Source organism: Moraxella sp. FZLJ2109 (genome assembly GCF_024296965.1).
In the GTDB taxonomy this organism is placed as follows: Bacteria; Pseudomonadota; Gammaproteobacteria; order Pseudomonadales; family Moraxellaceae; genus Moraxella.
The window spans coordinates 1,448,502-1,470,263 of the sequence record NZ_CP101112.1; the positions used below are offsets into that span (position 1 = coordinate 1,448,502).

Consider the following 21,762-nt stretch of genomic DNA (forward strand, 5'->3'; position numbering starts at 1 on the left):
AACGATTGGTTGCATAACGAATGGCACAGCCTATCAATTCACAACCATAAAAACCGCCAAATCATAGATCTGGCGGTTGAAGGTATAATTGGTGTGATTAATTGGCGGCAGTGCTCGGCTCGCAGCCTTTGACTGCCAAATCCTTATCGACATCCGTGCTGCATACCCAGCCATCTGCTTGTGTATAAGTCCAAGTTACTTTCTTGCCTTGGATGCTGGCAGCAGCATTGCCATCAAGTGTCGCTGAAATGGTTGAGTTATCGCCATTGCCTGTAGCGATGGTGATGATGTCATTATCCTTTTCTTTGACCAAATCACTGTCAAAATTACCAACATCACACTCATCATCGCTCGCGCCTTGCATTAGGCACATATCCACCACAGTACGCAGTTGGCTGGTTTCCATTACCACGCGGCTTACCTGTGCGGCAGCGGTACGATTTTGGTATTGGGGAATGGCGAACATTGCCAACACGCCAATGATGGCAATGACGATCAAAAGTTCAATTAGGGTAAAGCCTTGCTGAGAACGCATTATAAATCCTTAGTTGCCAAAAATATCACACTTGGCATAAAATTAGGTCAAAAAAAATACATAAAAAGTGAGCAATTGCCCACTTTTTACTCATTACTTGTGATTAATGATTCTGAAACCATGCATTGGCACTGCGTTTGGCAGATTCGATCTCACTCGATGATAGGTTTAATGCCAATTGGCTGACCTTGGCTTTGGCACGGTTGCGTACACCTTCATCAAGCATACCATCACGCGTAGATAGATCGTACCATTTATAGGCATCAACCAAGCGGTGCTGCTGCTCATCGATCATCGCCAGCGCATAGCTTGCGCGGTTGTCACCCAGATTGGCGGCACGCTCAAGCCAAGCACGACCAGTCGCTAGATCTGCTTTCACACCTTCGCCGCGCAGGTACATGATGCCAAGATTCAGTTGCGCTGGGGCGATATTTTGTTCAGCGGCGCGTGTGTACCAATAAACGGCTTTGCTGGCATCTTTGGCGACACCTTCACCTTTTTGTAAGCGCTTGGCAAGGAAGAACTGGGCGTGATGATTGCCGCCTGCTGCCTGATTGGTCAGGCTTTTGACATCCATGGTTTCGAAATACGATGCAGGATATTGTGCTGATGATTGTGCATGAGCCAAAGTGGCACTACCAAGCACGCTGGTCAGTAGGGCGATTTTAAGCAGTTTCATAAGAACTCCGCGGATATTTTTAGGCTAATTTTTTTAAATTGTATTTTAAAAATCGATAGGAATTTTGCCAAAAAACATTGGCAAAAACATGAAAATAAATTAAAAAGGGATTATGGTTTAGCTTAGCATTTTGTACCAAAAAACTCAACCGCCAATCCCATTTTGGCAACCAATTTTATACATTAAAGTGTGCCGAAAAGGCGCGCCATCAATTTTTGCTGATACGATAAATAGCAACATCGGCAAGTAGGTTTGGCGCGCGTTTTACCAAGCGATTCATCAGTGCGGCGGGCAGTTTCGGGCTTGGTTTGTCTGAGATCGCCACGGCGTCGATTATACGAATGTCATTGTCATTGCACAAGCGCTCAAAATCCTTAAAAGTGCACAGATGGATATTAGGCGTGTTGTACCATTCGTGCGGCAGGGTCTCGCTCATCGGCATGATGCCTTTGATGCCAAGATACACACGGTTTTGCCAATAGGCAAAATTAGGAAAAGTAACAATGCCTTCTTTGGCGACTCTGAGCATATCGACAAGTAGCTTATCAGGTGATTTCACCGCTTGTAAGGCGCGCGCCATAACCACCGTATCAAAGCTGTTGTCAGCAAATCGCGCCAAGCCATCATTTAGATCTTGTTCAATGATATTTAAGCCTTTAGCAACGGCTTCATTGATTTTATGCTCATCAATCTCAAGTCCATAGCCGGTCACGCCCAAAGAGCTTTGTAGATGGGCTAATAAAGTGCCATCACCGCAGCCCAAATCAAGGACGCGTGAATTTGGCTTGATCCATTTTTCTGCCAGTTGATGATCGATGCTGTTCATACGCGCCCCTTATGTGTGTTTAGCGGTGCTTGCAAAAAGCCCTTGATGGCATTGACATAGCGCGGGATGTCAAATAAGAAAGAATCGTGTCCGTGCGGTGCATCGACATTCAAAAAGCTTACCGGTTTTTGATTGGCGATCAAAGCATCGACAAGCTCAATCGATCGCTCAGGGGAGAATCGCCAGTCGGTCGTGAATGACACCACCAAAAATTGGCATTGGGTGCGCTCAAGGGCGATTTTTAGCGCATCTTCTTCGCTCAAATTTTCATCAGCATAGCCGCGCGTCGGGTCGAAATAGTCGAGCGCCTTGGTCATGAGCAGGTAAGTATTGGCATCGAAATTTTTGCTGAATCGCTCGCCTTGGTAGCGCAGATAGCTTTCGACTTGGAATTCCACATCGTAGCCGTACATGAATTTGCCCGATTTTAGGTCGCGTCCGAACTTAGCCTTCATCGCTTCTTCGGTGATGTAGGTGATGTGTCCGACCATGCGCGCCAAGATCAAGCCGCGGCGCGGATAGGTGTCGTGTAATAAGTACCAGCCATCGTGAAAATCAGGATCAGACAGGATTGATTGGCGTGCCACTTCATTAAAGGCGATATTTTGGGCAGATAGTTTTGGCGTGCTTGCGATAATGACCGCTCGTGCCAAGCGGTCAGGATAATCGACAGACCATTGTAGCGCCTGCATTCCGCCCATTGAGCCGCCAATGATAGCGTGCCATTTGTCGATGCCTAGTCGGTCTGAGAGCATGACTTGGGTTTTGACCCAGTCTTTGATGGTGATGAGTGGAAAATCCGCCCCATAAATTTTGCCCGTTTCGGGATTGATGGTCGTCGGTCCGGTTGAGCCGTGGCAAGAGCCGATATTGTTGAGACAGACGACATAAAATTGATTGGTATCAATGGCTTTGTTTGGACCAATCAAGGCATCCCACCAGCCAGGTTTGGTATCTTCACTACTGTGAAAGCCGGCAGCATGATGACTGCCTGATAAGGCGTGGCAGATTAAGATGGCGTTTGTTTTGTCGGCATTTAGCGTGCCGTACGTTTCGATGACTAGGTCAAATGATGGCAAAACTCGCTGACATTCTAATAATAAAGGCGTGTCAAAATGCAATGTCTGTGGTGTGACAATGCCAACGGACGATGGGTCAAGGTGTGGTGCAGAAAAATCGGTTGATTGCACAAATTTCCCCTAATATATTTAAAAATAATTTAGTATAAAATTAAAAAATTCCTAACGGTAAAATCGCAAAACTTTGGTGATGATATTGTAGAGCGAAATGATGACAATGGCAATGTTTTTGGGATATTTTATGCGTCTTTATGCGCCAAATGTGTACATTGCAAAAGTTGTTGTAGTCAATCATTGGGTAAATTTAGCGGATTTTTTGGCTAAAAAATGCTACACTAAGCATCATTGTATTTTTTTATTAAGTCATTGTATGATGTCAAAAAAAACAGCCATTTTATTGGTGAATTTAGGCACGCCAGATGAGCCGACCCCATCGGCGGTGCGTGCGTATTTGCGAGAGTTTTTGAGCGATACTCGGGTCATTGAAATACCTAAGTTGATTTGGCAAATTATCCTAAATGCCTTTGTGCTGACCACACGCCCAAAGCGTGTCGCCCATGCTTATCAAAGCGTGTGGACGGCTGATGGTTCGCCACTGCTTGCGATTTTAAAGAGTCAAGTAAATGCACTGCAAGCACATCTGGCTCGTCAAGGCATTGATACACCAGTCTATCCTGCGACCACTTATGGTAATCCATCTATCAAAGATACGATGGCGCGCCTAAGTGCTGACGGCGTTGAGCGGTTTGTGATTTTGCCACTGTATCCACAGTATTCAGCGACATCGACGGCGGCAGCATTTGATAAGGTGGCGCAGTTTGCGATGGCAAGTCGCAATATGCCTGAAATTCATTTTATTAAAGATTATCATGACCATCCGCTGTATATCGATGCACTGGTGGCGAGTGTGCGTCGTTTTTGGGCTGAGCATGGGCAGGCGGACAAGCTGTTGTTCAGCTTTCATGGCATCCCCAAGCCTTATGCGGACAAAGGCGACCCGTACCCAGATCAATGCCGCAAAACAACCGTCTTGGTTGCTGATAAGCTTGGCCTCACTGCCAATCAATGGGCGATCAGCTTTCAGTCTCGTTTTGGGGCGCAAGAGTGGCTTAAGCCCTATACAGATGAGCTCTTAGAAACTTGGGGTGCGCAAGGTGTTTCGGTGCAAGTGGCAAGCCCTGCATTTTCGGCAGACTGTCTTGAGACGCTAGAGGAGCTGGCAGTGGAGAATCGGGATAATTTTATGACAGCAGGGGGTAAATCTTATGAGTACATACCTGCACTCAATACCGATGAGCTACACATTGAGATGATGGCAGATATTTTAAAGCCGTATTTGTAAGTTTTTGATTGTATTTGATTTTTGGATGATTTTGCTGATTGGATAAGAGATTTGTGGTAATCATCAAAGCTTGAAAGTTATCACAACCTGTCAGGGTTCATCATATTAGCATCAATAAAAAACACCTTAACTGATGTGAACCGACCCCCAAATCTTAGACAAAGTTAAGATTAAGGACTAGGTTTAAATTAAGTGGTTTGGTCAAGGACTAAGCGCCTGTATTTTACAGGACTTAGTTGTAAGAAACTCAAGCGTTATTTACACTTTGCTTAAAATAAAACTCTAACCACTCATAAGGAGTAAAAGTTAAAGTCTTGCCAGTAGTCTCATCTTTCTTACTTAAAGATGAGTGCGGTCTAACAGTGTTGTAGAAATTAAGAAATCTGGTTAATTCTTGCTTTCTATGCTCACTGCTGACAAATTCATGTTTATCATGCCAAAGCTCCATTAATGTTCGTATGACCCTTTCAGCTTTGCCGTTGGTTTGTGGCCTACCTACTTTGGTAAATTTTTGATTGATGTTGTTTTGATAGCAGGCTTGAGAAAATTCATGGTCTTTTGTGCCTTTATATTCTGTGCCATTGTCAGAATAAATCACATCAATTTTGTAGGGGCATGGCTCTATCACTTGTTCTACAAGAAACTGTGTTGCACTAAAGGCTGTTTTATCCGGCATGATGTCAGCATACAATTCGCGAGAATAGTCATCTATGGCAACAAATAGATATTCTCTAGGACTGTTGGCATTTTGTCCTTTGAGCAAGGGCAGGCGTTTGGTGTCCACATGCACCATCTCACCAGGATAGGACTTATTGTATCGCTTGGCTTGCTTTTTGAGCTTATCCTGTATGGATTGTTCAACTTTAGCAAGGCGTTTAATACCATATTTGGCTTGTTTAAAGCGATTGTTGGTACTGGCTTGGGGCTTGAGTAGCTTAACACGAGCAAGTTTTAAGACTTTGTAAATGGTAGGTCTTGATACTTTGTACTCCAATGCTAGTGAAGTAACTGACTGCCTGTTCTTGTGATAAGCAGTCCAAATGGCTTCCCGTTGGTAGGGAAGCAATCGTGTATTTTTATGAATGTTCATTTGCAGTATTTTACCTTAATACTGTAAACAACGGTAGTTTATCTTACAACTTAGTCCTTTTAGTTTACTCTTTATTCTATCATGATTGTAGTAATGGATGTACTCATCAATCGCTTGTTTAAGCTCATCAATGGAGGTAAATCTTCTTTGATGTTTGTCATGAAAGAAGATTTCTTCTTTTAATGTGCCAAAGAAGCTTTCTATCACCGCATTATCCAAGCAATTGCCCTTTCTTGACATACTTTGAATGATGTTGTTGTCTTTTAAGGTTTGTTGATAATTTTGCATTTGGTAGTGCCAGCCTTGATCTGAATGCAGAATCAATTGTGGTTTGCTGCTATCGTTGCCAGCATTATCATCTGCTTGCAGTCGCTTTAGTGCCTGATCAAGCATCTTGGCAACCAAGCCATAATTTGGGCTACTGTGCATCTGATAGCTAACAATTTCTCCATTAAACAAATCCATGATGGGAGACAAGTAAAGCTTTTTGACATTACCTTGTTTATCCAACACTTTAAACTCAGTGACATCAGTCGCCCATTTTTGGTTGGGTCGATCTGCTTTAAAATCACGCTTGAGTACATTATCAGCGATTTTACCCACCTTACCCTGATAAGCACTAAATCTGCGTTTAGAGCGAATCCGTGCTTTCAGTCCCATTTGGTTCATCAGTCGCCACACTTTTTTATGATTGATGACAAAGCCTAACTGTTTTAAGGCAAGGGTGATTCTGCGATAGCCATATCTGCCTTGATGGGTGTGATATATCTTTTTGATTGCATCTTTGATGTCTTGATGTTTATCCTTTTGCTTGAATTGCTTTAAGTGATAATAAAAGGTTGCTTTGGCAACACCAAGATAAGTCAGTAATTGTTTTAATGGATAAATCTGCCTTAGCTCATCAATCACTGTGATTTTATTGATGATGATTTGCTTTTTCTTTGCTGACGCTCCAAGGCTTCTAACTTTTTTAAGATGTCATTCTCCATGCGTAAGTGTTGTAATTCAGCAATCAATTCAGCTTGGGTCTTTTGTTCATCAGGTTTGGATGTTTGCTTTGCTTTGCTGGTTTTAGGCACAGATTTTCTACCTTTGGGTTTGGGATATAGTCCCATGATACCATGAGTTTGATAGGCTTTTAACCATTGAAACAGCACACTTGGGTTGCTGATATTTAATTCAATCGCCAAAGTGCGTATGGATTTACCAGCAAGTAGTTGTAATACTGCAGTGTGTTTGAATTCTGGTGAATAACTAGCTTTGCTCTTTCTGATACGAATACCATCAACACCATGAGTTTGGTAGAGTCTCACCCAGTTTTGGACAATAGAGCGTTTAATACCAAAAGAGTTGGCTGTGTTGTGGTAACTATGTCCTGTTAAATAATGATCAATGACTTCAAGTTTAAAGTCAATTGTGTATTTGGTCATAAAAACACCCCAAAGGTTGTCTAACTTTTGGGGTGCGGTTCAATGTTAAGGTGTTTTTTTGCTACTATATGATTAGTTCAGCAGTTCAAGTGCTTGGTTTAGTGTTGCGCTTGGGCGCATCGCTGCCGATGCTTTGGCGAAGTCAGGGCTGTAGTAGCCACCGATGTCAGTAGCTGAGCCTTGAACTTGGTTTAGCTCTTCAACGATTTTTGCTTCGTTTGCAGTCAGTGCTTCTGCCACTGGTGCAAACTTGGCAGCAATGTCCGCATCTTTGGTTTGTGCTGCCAACGCTTGTGCCCACCACATCGCTAGATAGAAGTGGCTGCCACGGTTGTCAAGCTCACCGACTTTGCGTTTTGGTGATTTGTCCTCTAACAGTAGTTTCTCGGTTGCGGTGTCTAGCGTCTCGGCTAGGACTTGCGCTTTGGTATTGCCAGTGGTTTGGGCTAGATGCTCAAACGATACCGCCAATGCCAAGAACTCACCTAGACTGTCCCAACGCAGATGGTTCTCTTCGTTGAACTGCTGTACATGCTTCGGTGCAGAACCGCCTGCGCCTGTTTCGAACATACCGCCACCGTTCATCAATGGAACAATCGATAGCATCTTGGCAGAAGTGCCCAGCTCTAGGATTGGGAATAGGTCGGTTAGGTAGTCACGCAGTACGTTACCAGTCACAGAGATGGTGTTTTCGCCATTTTTTAGGCGTACCAATGAGAACTTGGTCGCTTCTTCTGGTGATAGAATGCGGATGTCTAGACCGTCGGTGTCAAGCTCGTTTAGATAAACTTTGACTTTGGCAATCAAGCTTGCGTCGTGTGGACGGCGTTCATCTAGCCAGAATACCGCAGGGGTGTTGCTTAGGCGTGCACGATTGACGGCAAGTTTTACCCAGTCTTTGATTGGTGCATCTTTGGTTTGGCACATACGCCAGATGTCACCTGCTTCGACATCGTGGCTCATCAGTAGCTGACCTGCTTGGTTGTACACTTCAACTTTACCATCAGCTTTGATTTCAAAGGTCTTGTCGTGTGAGCCGTATTCTTCGGCTTTTTGAGCCATCAAGCCGACGTTTGGCACGCTACCCATTGTGGTTGGGTCAAAAGCACCATTCTCACGGCAAAAATCAATCACTGCTTGATATACGCCAGCATAGCTGCTGTCAGGGATAACTGCTTTGGTATCAACAGCTTTACCTTCTTTATCCCACATACGGCCTGAGTTACGAATCATTGCAGGCATTGATGCATCGACGATGACATCGCTTGGTACGTGTAGGTTGGTGATGCCTTTGTCGCTATCGACCATCGCTAGGCTTGGATTGGCTGCATATGCATCAGCGATGGCTTTTTCGACGCCTGCACGGGTGTCCGCATCTAGCTTGTCTAGGTTAGCCAGCAGGTTGCCAAAGCCGTTATTGACATCAACGCCAGCTGCCGCTAGTGCGTCGCCATATTGCTCAAACACAGGGGCAAAGAATGCCTTGACCGCATGACCAAAGATGATTGGGTCAGAGACTTTCATCATCGTCGCTTTCATGTGCAGTGAGAACAGTACGCCTTGTTCTTTGGCATCTTTGATTTGTGCTTCTAGGAATGACACCAAGGCTTTTTTGCTCATCACGGTCGCGTCGATGATTTCGCCTGCTTTTAGTGCCACTGGCTCGCGCAGATCAGTTTTGTTGCCTGCTTTGTCGGTGAAGACGATTGAGACGCTGTCAGCTGCTTCGGTGGTGTAAGATTGCTCATTGTGGAAGAAGTCGCCGTGTGTCATGGTTGCAACGTGTGACTTAGAATCTTTACTCCAAGCACCCATGCTGTGCGGGTATTTTTTGGCGAAGTTTTTCACCGCATTTGGTGCGCGGCGGTCTGAGTTGCCTTCACGAAGTACTGGGTTTACCGCTGAGCCTTTGATCTTGTCGTAGCGTTTTTGGATGGCTTTTTCTTCGTCGGTTTGCGGGTTGGTTGGATAATCAGGTAGAGCGTAGCCGCGTGCTTGAAGTTCTTTGATCGCCGCGACCAATTGTGGTACAGAAGCAGAGATGTTCGGTAGTTTGATGATGTTCGCTTCAGGCTTAGTAACCAGCACAGCAAGCTCAGCCAGAGCGTCAGGAATGCGTTGTTCTTCGGTTAGGTATTCTGGGAAAGTGGCTAGAATGCGTCCTGCAAGAGAGATGTCACTGGTTACAAATTCGATGTTGGCAGTGTTGCCAAAGGCTTGGATGATTGGAAGTAGAGAATAAGTTGCTAATGCTGGGGCTTCGTCAGTGTGGGTATAGACGATGGTAGATTTACTCATACGAGCTCCTTTATCGTTGATTTTAGTTGTTCAAAGTCTTAAACGCGGCGTATTATGCCACATTTTCCCTGTTTTGCCTACTTTTCGCAGTGATTTTCATCAAAGGTGCTATGATCGACAAACACTTCATCATACATAATGTCAAAAAATTGACTGATCAGTACATAGTACTCATTGTAAAATGTACTGTACTATGTTTCATTGCCAAAAACAAGCGTTTACTGACGGTTTGATACTTGGTTTTTATGATGGTTTTTTCATTTCCATTTTTTAAATAAATAATGTTAGAAGATAATGATTTAATTGATTAAATTTTGAACAAATATGAGATCTTGATGATGATTTTGAATAATTTAGATAAAGAATTTACCTTATAAAATCTGTATAATAAAACTAACGCGCTGACAAGCACGCATACAAGCACAAGTGTGCGAAGTTGGCTTGGCTTATGCTATAATAGGGCAAATTTTAGCCGATTTAAAAGTGCAACAGATGAAAATTTTGGGTTTAGAGACTTCCTGTGATGAGACGGGACTTGCTATTTATGATGACGCGCTGAACGATGGTAAGGGCGGTGTGCTGGCGCAGGTGCTGTACAGTCAGATTGAGTTGCACGCCACTTATGGCGGTGTCGTGCCTGAGCTTGCCAGTCGCGATCATATTCGTAAGCTTGTTCCTTTGTTTAATGAATTATTAACTAAAGCTAATATCAAAAAAAGCGACATTGATGCAGTGGCTTATACCAAAGGGCCGGGGCTGATTGGGGCATTGATGACGGGCGCGCTGTTTGGGCGGACGCTTGCTTTTGGGCTTGGCGTGCCTGCAATCGGTGTGCATCATATGGAAGGGCATCTGCTTGCGCCTGTGATGACGGGCGATGGCGTGGCATTTCCGTTCGTGTGCCTACTGGTGTCGGGCGGTCATACGATGCTGGTACGCGCTGATGGTGTGGGCGACTATACTGTGCTTGGCGAGTCGATCGACGATGCGGCGGGCGAATGCTTTGATAAAGCTGCCAAGATGCTGAACTTACCTTATCCTGGTGGCCCGAATGTCGCCAAGCTTGCCGAAACGGGTAACCGCCACGCTTATGAGCTGCCGCGTCCAATGCTGCATAAGGGGCTGGATTTTTCGTTCAGTGGCATGAAGACCGCGGTGCATAATCTGATCAAAGACACGCCCAATGCCGACAGCGATCCTGTGGTGCGTGCGGACATCGCGGCAAGTTTTCAGTTTGCTGTCGTTGATACGCTTGTCAAAAAATGCGTGCGCGCGCTGAAGCAAACTGGGCTTAAGCGCCTAGTCATCGCAGGCGGTGTATCGGCAAACCAAGAACTGCGCGCCATGCTAGAGCGTGAGCTTGCCAAGATGGGCGCGAGCGTCTATTATGCACCGCCTGAGCTGTGCACGGATAATGGCGCGATGATCGCTTATGCGGGCTACTGCCGCCTACAAGCAGGGCAGTCTGATGGCTTATCGGTGCAGTGTGTGCCACGCTGGGATATGCAGTCATTGAAGATTGGTTCGTTTTAATAAGTAATTTTAAATAAAATACCCATGTCAAATCCCGCCACTGTCCTGCCATTGACCACTGCCGATCACCCCAAGCGGCATAGCAAGTGGTATCAGTGGCATAAAGGGCGGCGGTATTATGGCGTGTGGTATCTGCCGATTGATGATGGTGAAGTAGTAAGATATTGCCAAAGTCTGCGGATGGATATTTGCGACATCTTGGCAGATGGCTATGAGCGGCAGTGGCACATCACGGTGTTTGTCAATGGCTTTTATGTCGATGAGTGCTGTTATAGTGATGATTTTGATAATGAGATTTTATCCAGTCAAATCAAGGCATTGGAAAAGATGGCATTGCCAAGATTTGCTTTAAATACGGCAAGGCTTGGCAGTTTTATTAATTGCGCGTATCTGGGTATCGCACCGCATCCATCGCTCGATGCCGTTCGTCATGCCTTGGCAAGTGTGCATCAAGAGATCGCCCCTGCTGCCTATACACCGCACATTACTTTGGGACTGTATCGTCGTGCTTATGCTTATGATGATGTTATCAAACGCTTGGCGGCTGTACAGACCCAGTCACTGAATTTGCCTGTTAATCGGCTGATTTTTGCCACTTTTGATGCAATAGATTTACAAGGTAAACTGCACAATCGGCATGAAATCATACTCAAATAGCCATCCAAAATACACCAAAAAACCATCGAAAACCATCATCAAACCACACACTTGCCCATACCTACAAGAGCCAATCAGAGCCGATAAGGATATGCCATGATTCATCTGATCTTAGGTGGCGCGCGCTCAGGCAAAAGCCGCCATGCCGAGAACCTTGCCACAATGCTTGAACAACAAGGCAAGCAAGTCATCTATGTCGCCACCGCCCAAGCCTATGATGATGAAATGACGGCACGGATTGATCATCACCAAAATAGCCGCCCAGCGCAGTGGCATACCGTCGAAGAGCCGTACAATTTGGCGAAAATTTTGCTACAATATAACGATAAAAACACCGTGATTTTGGTGGACTGTCTGACGCTGTGGCTGTCAAATTTATTATGTTTGGATAGCGATGAGCAGTTTTGCGATGCCAAACATCAATTTTTGGCAACTTTGCCGCAAATCCAAGCAGATGTGATTTTGGTCAGTAATGAGACGGGCTTAGGCGTCGTGCCGATGGGGCAGCTGACCCGCCGATTCATCGATGAAAGCGGTTGGCTGCACCAAACCCTTGCACAGATGGCGGATAAAGTGGTGTTCTGTGTGGCGGGACTGCCGATGGTGTTGAAAGGTTAAATTATTTAAATTTGATAAACAACAAAAAGGAGATTTTATGTGGTATCTGAGTCCAGCCAAACTAATCGATCAAGCCGCGCGTGATGCGGCAATCGCGCGCCAAAACATCCTAACCAAGCCGATGGGTGCACTGGGGCAGATGGAAGATGTGGTGACTCAATTGGCTGGTATGCAGGGCAAAACTTGTCCTGTGGCAAAGCAGCTGTATATTTGCACCTTTGCAGGCGATCACGGCATCGCAGCCACTGGCGTATCGGCCTTTCCGCAGGCGGTGACGCGGCAGATGCTGTACAATTTCGCCACGGGCGGCGCGTGTATCAGCGTGATGGCGCGTCATTATAATGCCATTTCCCAAGTCATCGACTGCGGTTCTTTGGGTGGGGCTTATCATGTCGATGGCGTGGAGCAGTTTCATATTGCACCACAGACGCAAAATTTCCTACTACAGCCTGCCATGACTGCCGAGCAATGTGAAGATGTGCTAAACATCGGTAAATACAGTGTCGAGACCGCGGCGGCAAAAGGCGCGGATATTTATATCGCAGGCGAGATGGGTATCGGCAACACCACGGCAAGCTCAGCATTGGCGGCACTGCTATTGCGCGACAGTGCCGAGAGTGTGACAGGTTTAGGCACGGGCATTGATGATAAAACCTTTGCTTATAAAACCCAAGTCATCGCACAAGCTATTGATAAATATCAACATCTTGATGATCCGCTAGAGATCTTGCGTTCGGTGGCAGGCTTTGAGATGGTGGCGATGGTCGGGGCGTATTTGCGCGCAGCACAGCTTGGCTTGCCTGTGATTGTCGGTGGCTTTATCAGTGCGGTGTGTGCCTTGTGCGCGGTACGGATCAATCCAAGTGCACGCGATTTTATGCTGTTTTCGCACAAGTCTGCCGAATATGGTAACCAAAAAGTCCTGGATGCCTTAAACGCCACGCCGCTGCTTGATCTAGGCTTGCGATTGGGTGAAGGCACGGGAGCGACCACCGCTTTTGGCATCATTCAGCTTGCTTGTGCGGTGCATGAGCAGATGGCGACTTTTGGTGAAGCTGGGGTCAGTGACCAAAACGGCTGATTAAACTTGCCAACTATAACTGATAAACAGGGGAAAATATGATAAAAATCATCAGCTTATTATCAATCGCAGTACTGGGACTCAGCGCGTGTACTGGGATGGTTTCACACCACTCACCTGCGCCAAAGGTTGGCACGCCTGCACCAATTGCGATCACCAAAGCACAACTGGTGGGCGCATGGCAGATGGTGGCTTGGGCAAGCAATGGCACGCAGCACGCACCCATCACAGGCGATGATGGCAATGCGCTCACCATTGAATTTACCCACAATGACCGCGTCGCTGTACTGAATGGCTGTAATCTGATGTCGGGCGCGTACCGCATCGAGCAAGGGCAGCTTAAATTTGGCGCGCTAATGTCCACGCGCAAAATGTGCGAGCCTGATTTGATGGCTGTTGATAGCTTGGCGAATAAATTATTGCAAGATTACAATCAGTTCGCTTGGGCAACCGCTGCCAATCCGTCAGCAGACGCACCGACATGGGTGGTTCGCGTGGGCGATGCGCAATATTGGTTCATAAAGCGTGGGGCTGAATGATATGCTGACGCTCTGTATGCTGCGCCATGGCGAAACCGAGCTGCTAGCGCAAGGGCGTATCCTGCGCGGACGGCTTGATGATCCATTGACCGCCAAAGGCAAAGCGCAAATGCAAGCTGCTTTTGATGGTGAATTTCCCAAGCAAGCCTGGCAGGCGATTGTTTCATCGCCTTTATCGCGCTGTGCTGATTTTGCTCGGCAAAAATCCGATGAATATCAATTGCCTTTGCTTGTTTTGGATGATTTGCAAGAGATGGATTTTGGCGAATGGGAAGGGCAATTCACCGCGGATTTATTCGCGCAATTTCCCAATGAGATGGCAAGATGGTGGCAATCACCGAGCCAATTTACACCGCCCAATGCCGAGAGTATGGCGGATTTTGCCAAGCGAATCGATGGTGTATTGGGTCAAATTGCACAATTTGCTCACGAAAATCACCATCAGCGACTGTGCGTGATTTGTCATGGTGGGGTGATCAAATATTTGTATTGCAAAGCCCAGCATCTGTCACTGGATGAGATTCTACAGCAGCCTGCTGAGTTAGGCGAGTTTCATTGCTTCAATTTGCAAAATGGTCAATTATCACTGCCATGATTTATCATAAGCTCATCATTCCGCTATTGATCGCGGTGCAGTTTTTGACCACGATTCCTGTTAGGCTGCCTTATTTGCCGAGCCGTGAACAAAATGCCGTATCGATGCTGTATTATCCGCTGATCGGCGTGATGATCGGTGGTGTGCTGTGGTCGCTGGCAAGTTTTGTATCGCTGCCCATCATGCTGTTATCCTGCCTTGTGATGGCAGCGTGGGTGTGGCTGACGGGTGGCCTGCATTTAGATGGCTTGGCGGATACGGCGGATGCGTGGGTCGGCGGCTTTGGCGATAAAGAGCGCACGCTTACCATCATGAAAGATCCGAATGCGGGGGCGATGGGGGTGATTGCCATCGTGGTGAATCTGGCGGTGAAGTGGGCGGCTGTCTATAGCCTGCTTGAGCTGCGATCTTTGCTTGTACTGATCATCATTCCGATGCTTGCGCGGATGTCGGCTCTTGTGCTGTTTGCCAGTACGCCGTATGTGCGTAAGCAGGGCTTGGGTTCGGCGCTGGCGGGGCTTGGCAAGGGTAAAACACTGCTTGCACTGCTGCTGTATTTGCCGCTGCTTGTGATTTTGCCTTGGCAGATGGCGGTGGGGCTTGCGGTGGTGTGGCTTGGACTGATGGCGTATTTGCGCGCGCGGTTCATGGCGAGAATCGGCGGCATCACAGGCGATACGGTGGGTGCAAGTATCGAAATCAGTGAAGTGGTGCTGCTTGTGGTGGTGATGTGGCTGTATTATTAATGGTGTTTTGAAAATTAATCATATTCGGTGAAATGGTACGGGTTACTCCGAATTCTTTTTATCCTTATAAGCTTTCATTTTTTTTGCCGTATGTCTTGATGAACTTCAGTGTTGCTCACACCATGCCAACCATTTTTCATAACATTATCATACACTTGCATGACAGGTTGCTGAATTTCTATTTGGTATTCGGTGTCATCTTGGCGTGGTTGGATTGTTTGATTGGTCATGATATATTTTATCCTATCAATAGTTAATTTAAATTAAGAATAAAAATCTACTATAGAGCGCGCCCCACACTGTTAAGATACACGATGTAAAAATTTTAAAAAATTTCCTTAAAATCAATCACATCTACCTAAAAGATTCGGATGTCACACCCTGCACTCTGCTTAAAAAAGAGAACTATTTCCCAATAACCCATCAAGGCTTCTTAATCTCATCGAGCAGCCCCAAAAACCCTTTCATAAAATCCAATCCACGATCGGCGGTACGCACTGCGGCATACAGCTGACAGTACACCCCAGCACCCAGCGGACGACTGACCACCCAGCCTTTGCGCTCGTATTCTGCCACCACCCAATCAGGCAATGCCGCCACACCGCGCTCAGATGCGACAAGCTGAATGAGCATGGCGGTCAGCTCGGTGGTGCGGATGTGGGCAGGGTTGATGCCGACAGGAGCAAGGAATTTGGCGATGACATCAAGGCGCGCCGACTCCACAGGATAGGCGATCAAGGTCTGATTAGACAGATCATCAGGGCTAATTCGCTCATGGCGTGCCAAGCGATGTGCAGGCGAGAGTACTAGGCGACTTTCATAAGTAAACAGCGGCTGATAATGCACACCATCGATCGGCAAATCGCTCGCGGTGATCAGCAAATCAATCTCACCATCCATCAGCATCTGATGCGGCTCAGGCTCAAACCCAGTCGCAAAATCCAGCTCAACATCAGCATACTGCTTACGATACGCATTCAGAATCGGCATCAACCAATCAAAGCAGCTGTGGCACTCACTGGCTAGGCGCAGTCTGCCTGATTGCCCATGCGCTAGGCGGCGAATGTCGCTCTTGGTGCGTGCCACCTGCGGCAGGATGCTATCAGCAAGCTCCAGTACCAGCAGCCCTGCAGGGGTGAAGCTGACAGGGCGCGTGCGGCGATTGACCAGCGTGATGTCATAATAGCTCTCAAGCTCCTTGAGCTGATGACTGATGGCGGACGCGGTGAGATTGAGCTCTTCGGCGGTAGTGGCAAGCGAGCCGTGGCGCTTGAGCGTGCTGAGCATCTGTAGATGGCGAATTTCGAGCATGATGTGTGATAGTGATAGGGTTTGGTTTTTAGTATAGCACAAATTGGCTTATGATGAAAATTTTTGTATATGATTGAGAAATTGGTTAGATTTGTTCAGCTTTGGGTTGTTGGGATTTGCCTGATTAATCAAGCAAACAATCGATCAAAAATACACAGCACAAATACACCATTGAAAATCATCACTCAAAAATCACTGCCAAAAAAACACCACTCAAATGAAAACACCTGCCAAATCCGACAGGTGTCCTTATCAAAAAAGCCGATTACTGCTGAGCAGGTTGGGCGATTTCAATTTTTGGTTCGACGACCAGCGCATCAGGGTCGCCTGCCACTTGCTCACGCTTGACGAAGAAGAAGAACGCCAAGGTGGTCAAGACAGTCGCACCGATACCTAGATAAATCGACAGCTGATAATCTAAGCCAAAGCCGATCTTATTGTACATCAAGAAAGTGAAGCACACTGCCGTCATGAATACCGCAGGGACAGTACATACCCAATGGAACTTACGATAGCGATACAGATAGCCTGCCGCTGTCCATAGCATCACTGCTGCGACCGTTTGGTTCGCCCAGCTGAAATAACGCCATAGGATTTGGAAATCGACTTTTGAGACGGCAAAGCCAATCGCAAACAACGGCACAGCGATCAGCAGTCGCTTCATCAAGGTACGCTGTTCCATATTGAAGAACTCAGCGATGATCAGACGCGCCGCACGGAATGCTGTATCACCTGAAGTGATCGGCAGCACGACAACGCCCAGTACCGCGAAGATACCGCCAATAGCACCTAGGAAGTAGATCGAGCTGTCATAGACGACTTTCGATGGTGAGCCTGCTGCGATGGCGTCTTGTAGCGACATCAAATCAGGGTAGAATGACATACCGACCGCACACCAGATCAAGGCAATGATACCTTCTGCGATCATCGCGCCGTAGAAGATGAATCGACCTTCAGATTCGTTCATCGCACAGCGTGCCATCAGCGGCGTCTGTGTGGCGTGGAAGCCTGACAGCGCACCACAGGTGATGGTCAAGAAAATCAGCGGCCAGATCGGCAGATCGCCTTTTGGCTGTAGGTTGCTGAAGAATTTCTCGACACTCAAGCCATCGATCGTGCCGAAGAAGCTGATCGGATTGGTCGCGCTTAGGTGGCTAGATACCAAGCCGTACATCATGCCGATAGACATAAATAGCAGCAGACCGCCGAAGAATGGATAAATACGACCGATGATCTTGTCAATCGGCAGTAGGGTGGCGATGATGTAGTAGATGAAGATAATTGCCGTCCAAGCGATCAGCACGGTTTCTTTGGTCATACCAAACACCGTCGATGCGTCCGCTGCGGCAGATGCACTGGCAGCCGCGCTGATGTCTTCTGCGTTATTGAGCGATACTGCGCCTGTGGCTGCTGTGCCGAAGACATCCATCGTGATGGTGCTCATCAGCTGCGCAGGGCTTGCCACGAAGACCACGCCGACCAGTAGCAGTAGCACGACCGCTAGGACATTGATGAACGCCTTGACAGGTGCGCCCAGATATTTGCCAGTCAGGTATGGCATCGACGCGCCGCCATTACGCACAGACAGCATACCGCACATATAGTCATGCACTGCACCAGCGAAGATACAGCCGATGACAATCCACAGCATCGCCACAGGACCATACAGCGCACCTAGGATCGGGCCGAAGATCGGGCCTGTGCCTGCGATATTTAATAATTGGATGAGCCAAATTTTCTTCTTGGACATCGGGACATAGTCCACGCCATCAGCCATGGTGTAGGCAGGCGTGTTCTTATTTGGGTTGATGACGAAGATGCGTTCGATCACCTTACCGTAGATCACATAGCCGACGATCAGCACCGCGATACAAAAAAAGAACCATAACATGAGTAATCTATCCTGATAACTGGGCAATCACTTGCCGAAAATGGATTGGGGAATAATAACTATGCACATCATGCATATAAAGCAGAAAACTAGATCAGTTCGCTTGTATAACATACTGAATTATCATCGCTTTGTAAAGTAATTTTACAACTCATTCACCTATAATTATGCATAATACGCATAATCAGCCAAATCCGCACCCGCGGCACAATGTAGCACGACCTTGTAATAAAAAATTACTATAAAATCGATGATTTTCTGCTAACATACGCACAATTTTTAGACAACTTCTTTTATGATTTGGCGAGTGAGCGGTGATGGATATTATCCTGCATATGATCGATTTTATTTTGCATATTGATTTGCATTTGGCGGAGTTTTTGAAAGACTATGGAATGTGGATCTATGGCATCTTGTTTCTGATTATCTTTGTCGAGACAGGGCTTGTGGTGATGCCGTTTCTACCAGGTGATAGCTTACTGTTCGCGGCTGGGGCGTTGGCGGCGTTCACGGGTGCGCTCAATCCTGCCTTATTGATTGGGCTGCTGTTCATCGCGGCGGTACTGGGCGATACGCTGAACTATCACATTGGCAAATACATCGGTCCGAAGGTCTTTGAGATCGACTCAAAATGGATCAATAAACAGCACCTGATCAAGACGCAGAATTTCTTTGCCAAGCATGGCGGCAAGACCATTATTTTCGCGCGATTTATTCCATTTGCGCGCACCTTCGCGCCGTTCGTCGCAGGGGCAGGCAGCATGGATTATAAGTATTTCATCGGCTATAACATCATCGGCGGCTTTTGTTGGATTGCGTCGTTTACGCTGCTTGGCTATTTCTTTGGTAATCAGCCAGTGATTAAAGAGAACTTCACCTATGTGATTTTCGGTATCATCATTTTTAGTGTATTACCGATGGTGATTGGCTTTATCCGTGAGAAGCTCAAAAAAGCATAACGGTCGGGTCGCATAGTTATATATAAGCCCTGTCATTTGGCAGGGTTTTTTGTTATTTGTGGAAGTCACTGGCGGTACGCCAAATGAAGATGGTGTGATCAATTACACAGTAGGCTTGGACTATGACACCAAAAAAGTGATTGATGGTGCTGTGACTGAAGTCGAAGATAGTGATACGATCGACTTTACCAAAACAGGTAATGTGATTACTGCTGAAGTGATTTCAGGTACATCTAAAGTGGTCGCAGGTCGAGCAGTCACCACTGAAGAGAATAAAGTGGCGACTGTGGGTGATATCGTCGATACCATCAACAATGTCTCTTGGGATGTTAAGTCTGTCGGCGTTGATGGCGGTGAAAGTACTTATAAAGTCACCGATAAATCAAATATCAAAGCTGGCGATACGCTGAATGTCGATGCAGGTAAAAACATTGCAATCAGTGGTGAAGGTGGTCAGCTGATTATCGCGACCAAAGATGATGTTGAGTTTACTAACCTAACTGTCACTGGTGATACCAAAGTAAACAACTTCGCTGTTGATGCTGGTGCAACCATTGATATGGGTGGTAATAAGATCACCAATATGGGCGCAGGTGATGCTGACACAGATGCAGTGAATGTATCTCAGCTGGAAGATGCTGTCGCGACAGCCAAAGCGGTTGAGTCTGTGGTAGCTGACACTTCATCAGAAAACATCGCAAAAGTGACGACCAAGTCTGGTAAAGATGCAGGTCAGCCGAACGAGCAGTACACAGTGAGTGTAACCAAAGCAGATGTTGCCAAAGTTGCACAAGATGCAATCGATGTGAAAGGCACTGGTCTTGCAAAAGTAACATCAGAGACCAAAGATGGTGTTGAGACCTTTACTGTCGATGTGAACAAAGGTGAGTTCAACTCAGTAACCAACGGTGGCAAGCTTGCACCAACTCAAAAAGATGGTGTAGCAACTGTTGGTGATGTAATCGATGCAGTGAATAAAGGCTACTGGATCGCCAAAGACGATAATGGCAACTCAACCAATGTGAAATTTGGCGATGCAGTGCTGTTTGCTGATGGCAAAGGCACCAATGCTAAGCTTACTGGTAATACAGTGACCTTTGATGTCAATACAACGACATTGGGCACAGTTACAACAGCTGATAGCCCAATCCGCGGCAGCTTCGTAGTGCCGACCACAGCAAATAGCTTCGTGACTGCTGATGTATTGGCTACTGCATTGAATCAATCAGGCTGGCGTGTCACTGCGGGCGCAGCTTCAGGTGGTACAGCAGAAGGTGTGAGTGATCATTTGGTTAAACCTGGTAGTCAAGTTGAATTGATTACTGGTGAAAACATTAAGATCGTACAAAAAGATGGTAAGTTCACCATCTCAACCACTGCTGCCGCCAACGGTGAGCCAGGCTCTCAAGGTCCAGTAGGTCCACAAGGCCCTGAAGGTAAGCCAGGTAAAGACGGTGCACCGGGCACTATCGTAAGCGTCGCCAAAGATACTGACGCAGGCAAGACCACCATTACCACCACTGATCCTGCCACTGGTAAGAGCAATGAGGTGACTGTACTGGATGGTAAAGATGGTGCACCTGGCAAAGATGGTCAATCACCGAAGGTTGAGACCGAGAAAGTTGGCGACACCACCACCATTACCTTTACCAACCCAGATGGCACACCTGCAGTTGCAACCATCAAAGATGGTGCTAACGGCAAAGATGGTGCACCTGGCAAAGATGGTAAAGACGGCAAGTCTCCAGTTGTGAAAGCTGAGAAAACCGATGGCGTAACTAAAATCACTGTAGATAATAAAGATGGCAGCACTCCTGTCATTGTCGAAGTGAAAGATAGTAAAGATGGTGCAGCAAGCGGCAAGCTAAACTTCAAGGGCGATACCAAAGGTGTGGTTGTCCGTGATCTAGGCACTACCTTGAATGTCGTAGGCGGTGCTGATACAACCAAGCTGTCTGACAACAATATCAGTGTTGTGTCTGATAATGGCAAGCTTGAAGTAAAACTGGCAAAAGACATCGCAGTCGATTCAGTCACTGCCAATACTGTGAATGTCGGCCCTGTCACTATGACAGCCAAGACAGTAGCCAACCCAGATGGCACTACCACCAATGAGCTAAGCATCGGCAGCGAAGTCTCACCAAGCCGCATCACCAATGTGGCAAATGGTAAGAACCCGAACGATGCAGTCAATGTCTCGCAGCTGACTGGTGCAGTGACCAACATCAACAACCGCATGGGCGGCATCGAAGGTCGTATCAACGATCTGGATGATAAAGTCAGCGGTCTAGGTGCAATCTCAGCAGCATCAGCATCATTGCCACAAGTTTACCTACCAGGTAAATCTATGCTGGCAGTGGCAGCAGGTGGCTACAGTGATCAGCAAGCGGTCGCAGTCGGCTTCAGCAGCACATCGGACAACGGTCGATTGCTGATGAAGATCCAAGGTTCAGCGAGCACCAATGGCGAAGCATCAGGCGGCGTCGGTGTAGGCTGGATGTGGTAAGATGTCCTATCATGACTTAGCTTAACTTAGCTTAGTCATGAGACAAA

General features: G+C 46.8%; 21 protein-coding genes. 10 read left to right on the forward strand and 11 right to left on the reverse strand.

The features are described from left to right. Positions 1–97 precede the first annotated feature (97 nt). From NKU06_RS07045 to NKU06_RS07060, 4 genes are all read right to left on the reverse strand, one after another. Positions 98–535 carry a pilin gene (locus NKU06_RS07045; RefSeq protein WP_253223058.1) on the reverse strand — a complete coding sequence of 146 codons (438 nt, stop codon included), beginning with the start codon at positions 533–535 and terminating at the stop codon, positions 98–100. Positions 536–638: 103 nt separating this feature from the next. Further along, the gene (locus NKU06_RS07050; RefSeq protein WP_253223059.1) at positions 639–1,214 is read right to left on the reverse strand and encodes a tetratricopeptide repeat protein; all 576 of its coding nucleotides are present in this window, start codon (positions 1,212–1,214) and stop codon (positions 639–641) included. Between the two features lie 208 nt (positions 1,215–1,422). Further along, complete coding sequence (gene metW, locus NKU06_RS07055; protein WP_253223060.1) at positions 1,423–2,040, reverse strand: methionine biosynthesis protein MetW; 618 nt, start codon at positions 2,038–2,040, stop codon at positions 1,423–1,425. Beyond that, positions 2,037–3,230: a homoserine O-acetyltransferase gene (locus tag NKU06_RS07060; RefSeq protein ID WP_254729631.1), complete on the reverse strand. Its 1,194-nt coding sequence runs from the start codon at positions 3,228–3,230 to the stop codon at positions 2,037–2,039. Before NKU06_RS07060 ends, metW begins: the two co-directional genes overlap by 4 nt. Positions 3,231–3,492: 262 nt before the next feature. Between NKU06_RS07060 and hemH the strand changes: the two genes are divergently transcribed. Next, on the forward strand, positions 3,493–4,461 hold the full coding sequence (gene hemH, locus NKU06_RS07065; protein ID WP_371928002.1) for a ferrochelatase: 969 nt from the start codon (positions 3,493–3,495) through the stop codon (positions 4,459–4,461). Positions 4,462–4,708: 247 nt separating this feature from the next. Here the strand turns inward: hemH and NKU06_RS07070 are convergent, their stop codons facing one another. The 4 genes from NKU06_RS07070 to NKU06_RS07085 all read right to left on the reverse strand — a co-directional run bounded on the left by NKU06_RS07070 (position 4,709) and on the right by NKU06_RS07085 (position 9,279). Continuing rightward, a complete protein-coding gene (locus NKU06_RS07070; RefSeq protein WP_254729032.1) occupies positions 4,709–5,551 on the reverse strand; it encodes an integrase core domain-containing protein in 843 nt (280 codons plus the stop codon). Between the two features lie 15 nt (positions 5,552–5,566). Beyond that, positions 5,567–6,481: an IS3 family transposase gene (locus NKU06_RS07075; protein ID WP_371928041.1), complete on the reverse strand. Its 915-nt coding sequence runs from the start codon at positions 6,479–6,481 to the stop codon at positions 5,567–5,569. Next, positions 6,457–6,981, reverse strand: coding sequence for a helix-turn-helix domain-containing protein (locus tag NKU06_RS07080; RefSeq protein WP_254729633.1), 525 nt, complete (start codon positions 6,979–6,981; stop codon positions 6,457–6,459). The genes NKU06_RS07075 and NKU06_RS07080 overlap by 25 nt, the downstream gene beginning before the upstream one ends. 72 nt (positions 6,982–7,053) lie before the next feature. Beyond that, positions 7,054–9,279, reverse strand: a complete 2,226-nt coding sequence (locus NKU06_RS07085; protein ID WP_254729634.1) for an NADP-dependent isocitrate dehydrogenase — start codon at positions 9,277–9,279, stop codon at positions 7,054–7,056. A gap of 492 nt (positions 9,280–9,771) precedes the next feature. Here NKU06_RS07085 and tsaD point away from each other — a divergent pair, with 492 nt between their 5' ends. From tsaD to NKU06_RS07120, 7 genes are all read left to right on the forward strand, one after another. Beyond that, entirely contained in the window at positions 9,772–10,812 is a 1,041-nt protein-coding gene (gene tsaD, locus NKU06_RS07090) for a tRNA (adenosine(37)-N6)-threonylcarbamoyltransferase complex transferase subunit TsaD (protein WP_254729635.1), read from the forward strand. A gap of 24 nt (positions 10,813–10,836) precedes the next feature. Continuing rightward, complete coding sequence (locus tag NKU06_RS07095; RefSeq protein WP_254729636.1) at positions 10,837–11,469, forward strand: 2'-5' RNA ligase family protein; 633 nt, start codon at positions 10,837–10,839, stop codon at positions 11,467–11,469. Positions 11,470–11,565: 96 nt separating this feature from the next. Beyond that, positions 11,566–12,087 carry a bifunctional adenosylcobinamide kinase/adenosylcobinamide-phosphate guanylyltransferase gene (gene cobU, locus NKU06_RS07100; protein WP_254729637.1) on the forward strand — a complete coding sequence of 174 codons (522 nt, stop codon included), beginning with the start codon at positions 11,566–11,568 and terminating at the stop codon, positions 12,085–12,087. A 37-nt stretch (positions 12,088–12,124) separates the two neighbouring features. Beyond that, entirely contained in the window at positions 12,125–13,168 is a 1,044-nt protein-coding gene (gene cobT / locus NKU06_RS07105) for a nicotinate-nucleotide--dimethylbenzimidazole phosphoribosyltransferase (RefSeq protein ID WP_254729638.1), read from the forward strand. Between the two features lie 38 nt (positions 13,169–13,206). Continuing rightward, positions 13,207–13,707, forward strand: coding sequence for an META domain-containing protein (locus tag NKU06_RS07110; RefSeq protein ID WP_254729639.1), 501 nt, complete (start codon positions 13,207–13,209; stop codon positions 13,705–13,707). Further along, a complete protein-coding gene (locus NKU06_RS07115) occupies positions 13,694–14,302 on the forward strand; it encodes a histidine phosphatase family protein (protein WP_254729640.1) in 609 nt (202 codons plus the stop codon). The genes NKU06_RS07110 and NKU06_RS07115 overlap by 14 nt, the downstream gene beginning before the upstream one ends. A gap of 14 nt (positions 14,303–14,316) precedes the next feature. Further along, the gene (locus tag NKU06_RS07120; RefSeq protein ID WP_254732175.1) at positions 14,317–15,048 is read left to right on the forward strand and encodes an adenosylcobinamide-GDP ribazoletransferase; all 732 of its coding nucleotides are present in this window, start codon (positions 14,317–14,319) and stop codon (positions 15,046–15,048) included. Positions 15,049–15,122: 74 nt separating this feature from the next. On the opposite strand, the gene NKU06_RS07125 is transcribed toward NKU06_RS07120, so the two are convergent. The 3 genes from NKU06_RS07125 to NKU06_RS07135 form a co-directional block, all read right to left on the reverse strand. Then, a complete protein-coding gene (locus NKU06_RS07125) occupies positions 15,123–15,278 on the reverse strand; it encodes a hypothetical protein (protein WP_253223071.1) in 156 nt (51 codons plus the stop codon). Positions 15,279–15,471: 193 nt separating this feature from the next. Beyond that, positions 15,472–16,359: a LysR family transcriptional regulator gene (locus NKU06_RS07130; protein WP_253224652.1), complete on the reverse strand. Its 888-nt coding sequence runs from the start codon at positions 16,357–16,359 to the stop codon at positions 15,472–15,474. Positions 16,360–16,624: 265 nt separating this feature from the next. Next, positions 16,625–18,250 carry a carbon starvation protein A gene (locus NKU06_RS07135; RefSeq protein ID WP_253223072.1) on the reverse strand — a complete coding sequence of 542 codons (1,626 nt, stop codon included), beginning with the start codon at positions 18,248–18,250 and terminating at the stop codon, positions 16,625–16,627. A 329-nt stretch (positions 18,251–18,579) separates the two neighbouring features. Between NKU06_RS07135 and NKU06_RS07140 the strand changes: the two genes are divergently transcribed. Both NKU06_RS07140 and NKU06_RS07145 read left to right on the forward strand, forming a co-directional pair. Then, entirely contained in the window at positions 18,580–19,209 is a 630-nt protein-coding gene (locus NKU06_RS07140; protein WP_253224653.1) for a DedA family protein, read from the forward strand. A 58-nt stretch (positions 19,210–19,267) separates the two neighbouring features. Continuing rightward, positions 19,268–21,715 (forward strand): YadA-like family protein, encoded by a 2,448-nt coding sequence (locus NKU06_RS07145; RefSeq protein ID WP_254732177.1) that lies wholly within the window; start codon positions 19,268–19,270, stop codon positions 21,713–21,715. The last annotated feature ends 47 nt before the right edge of the window (positions 21,716–21,762 follow it).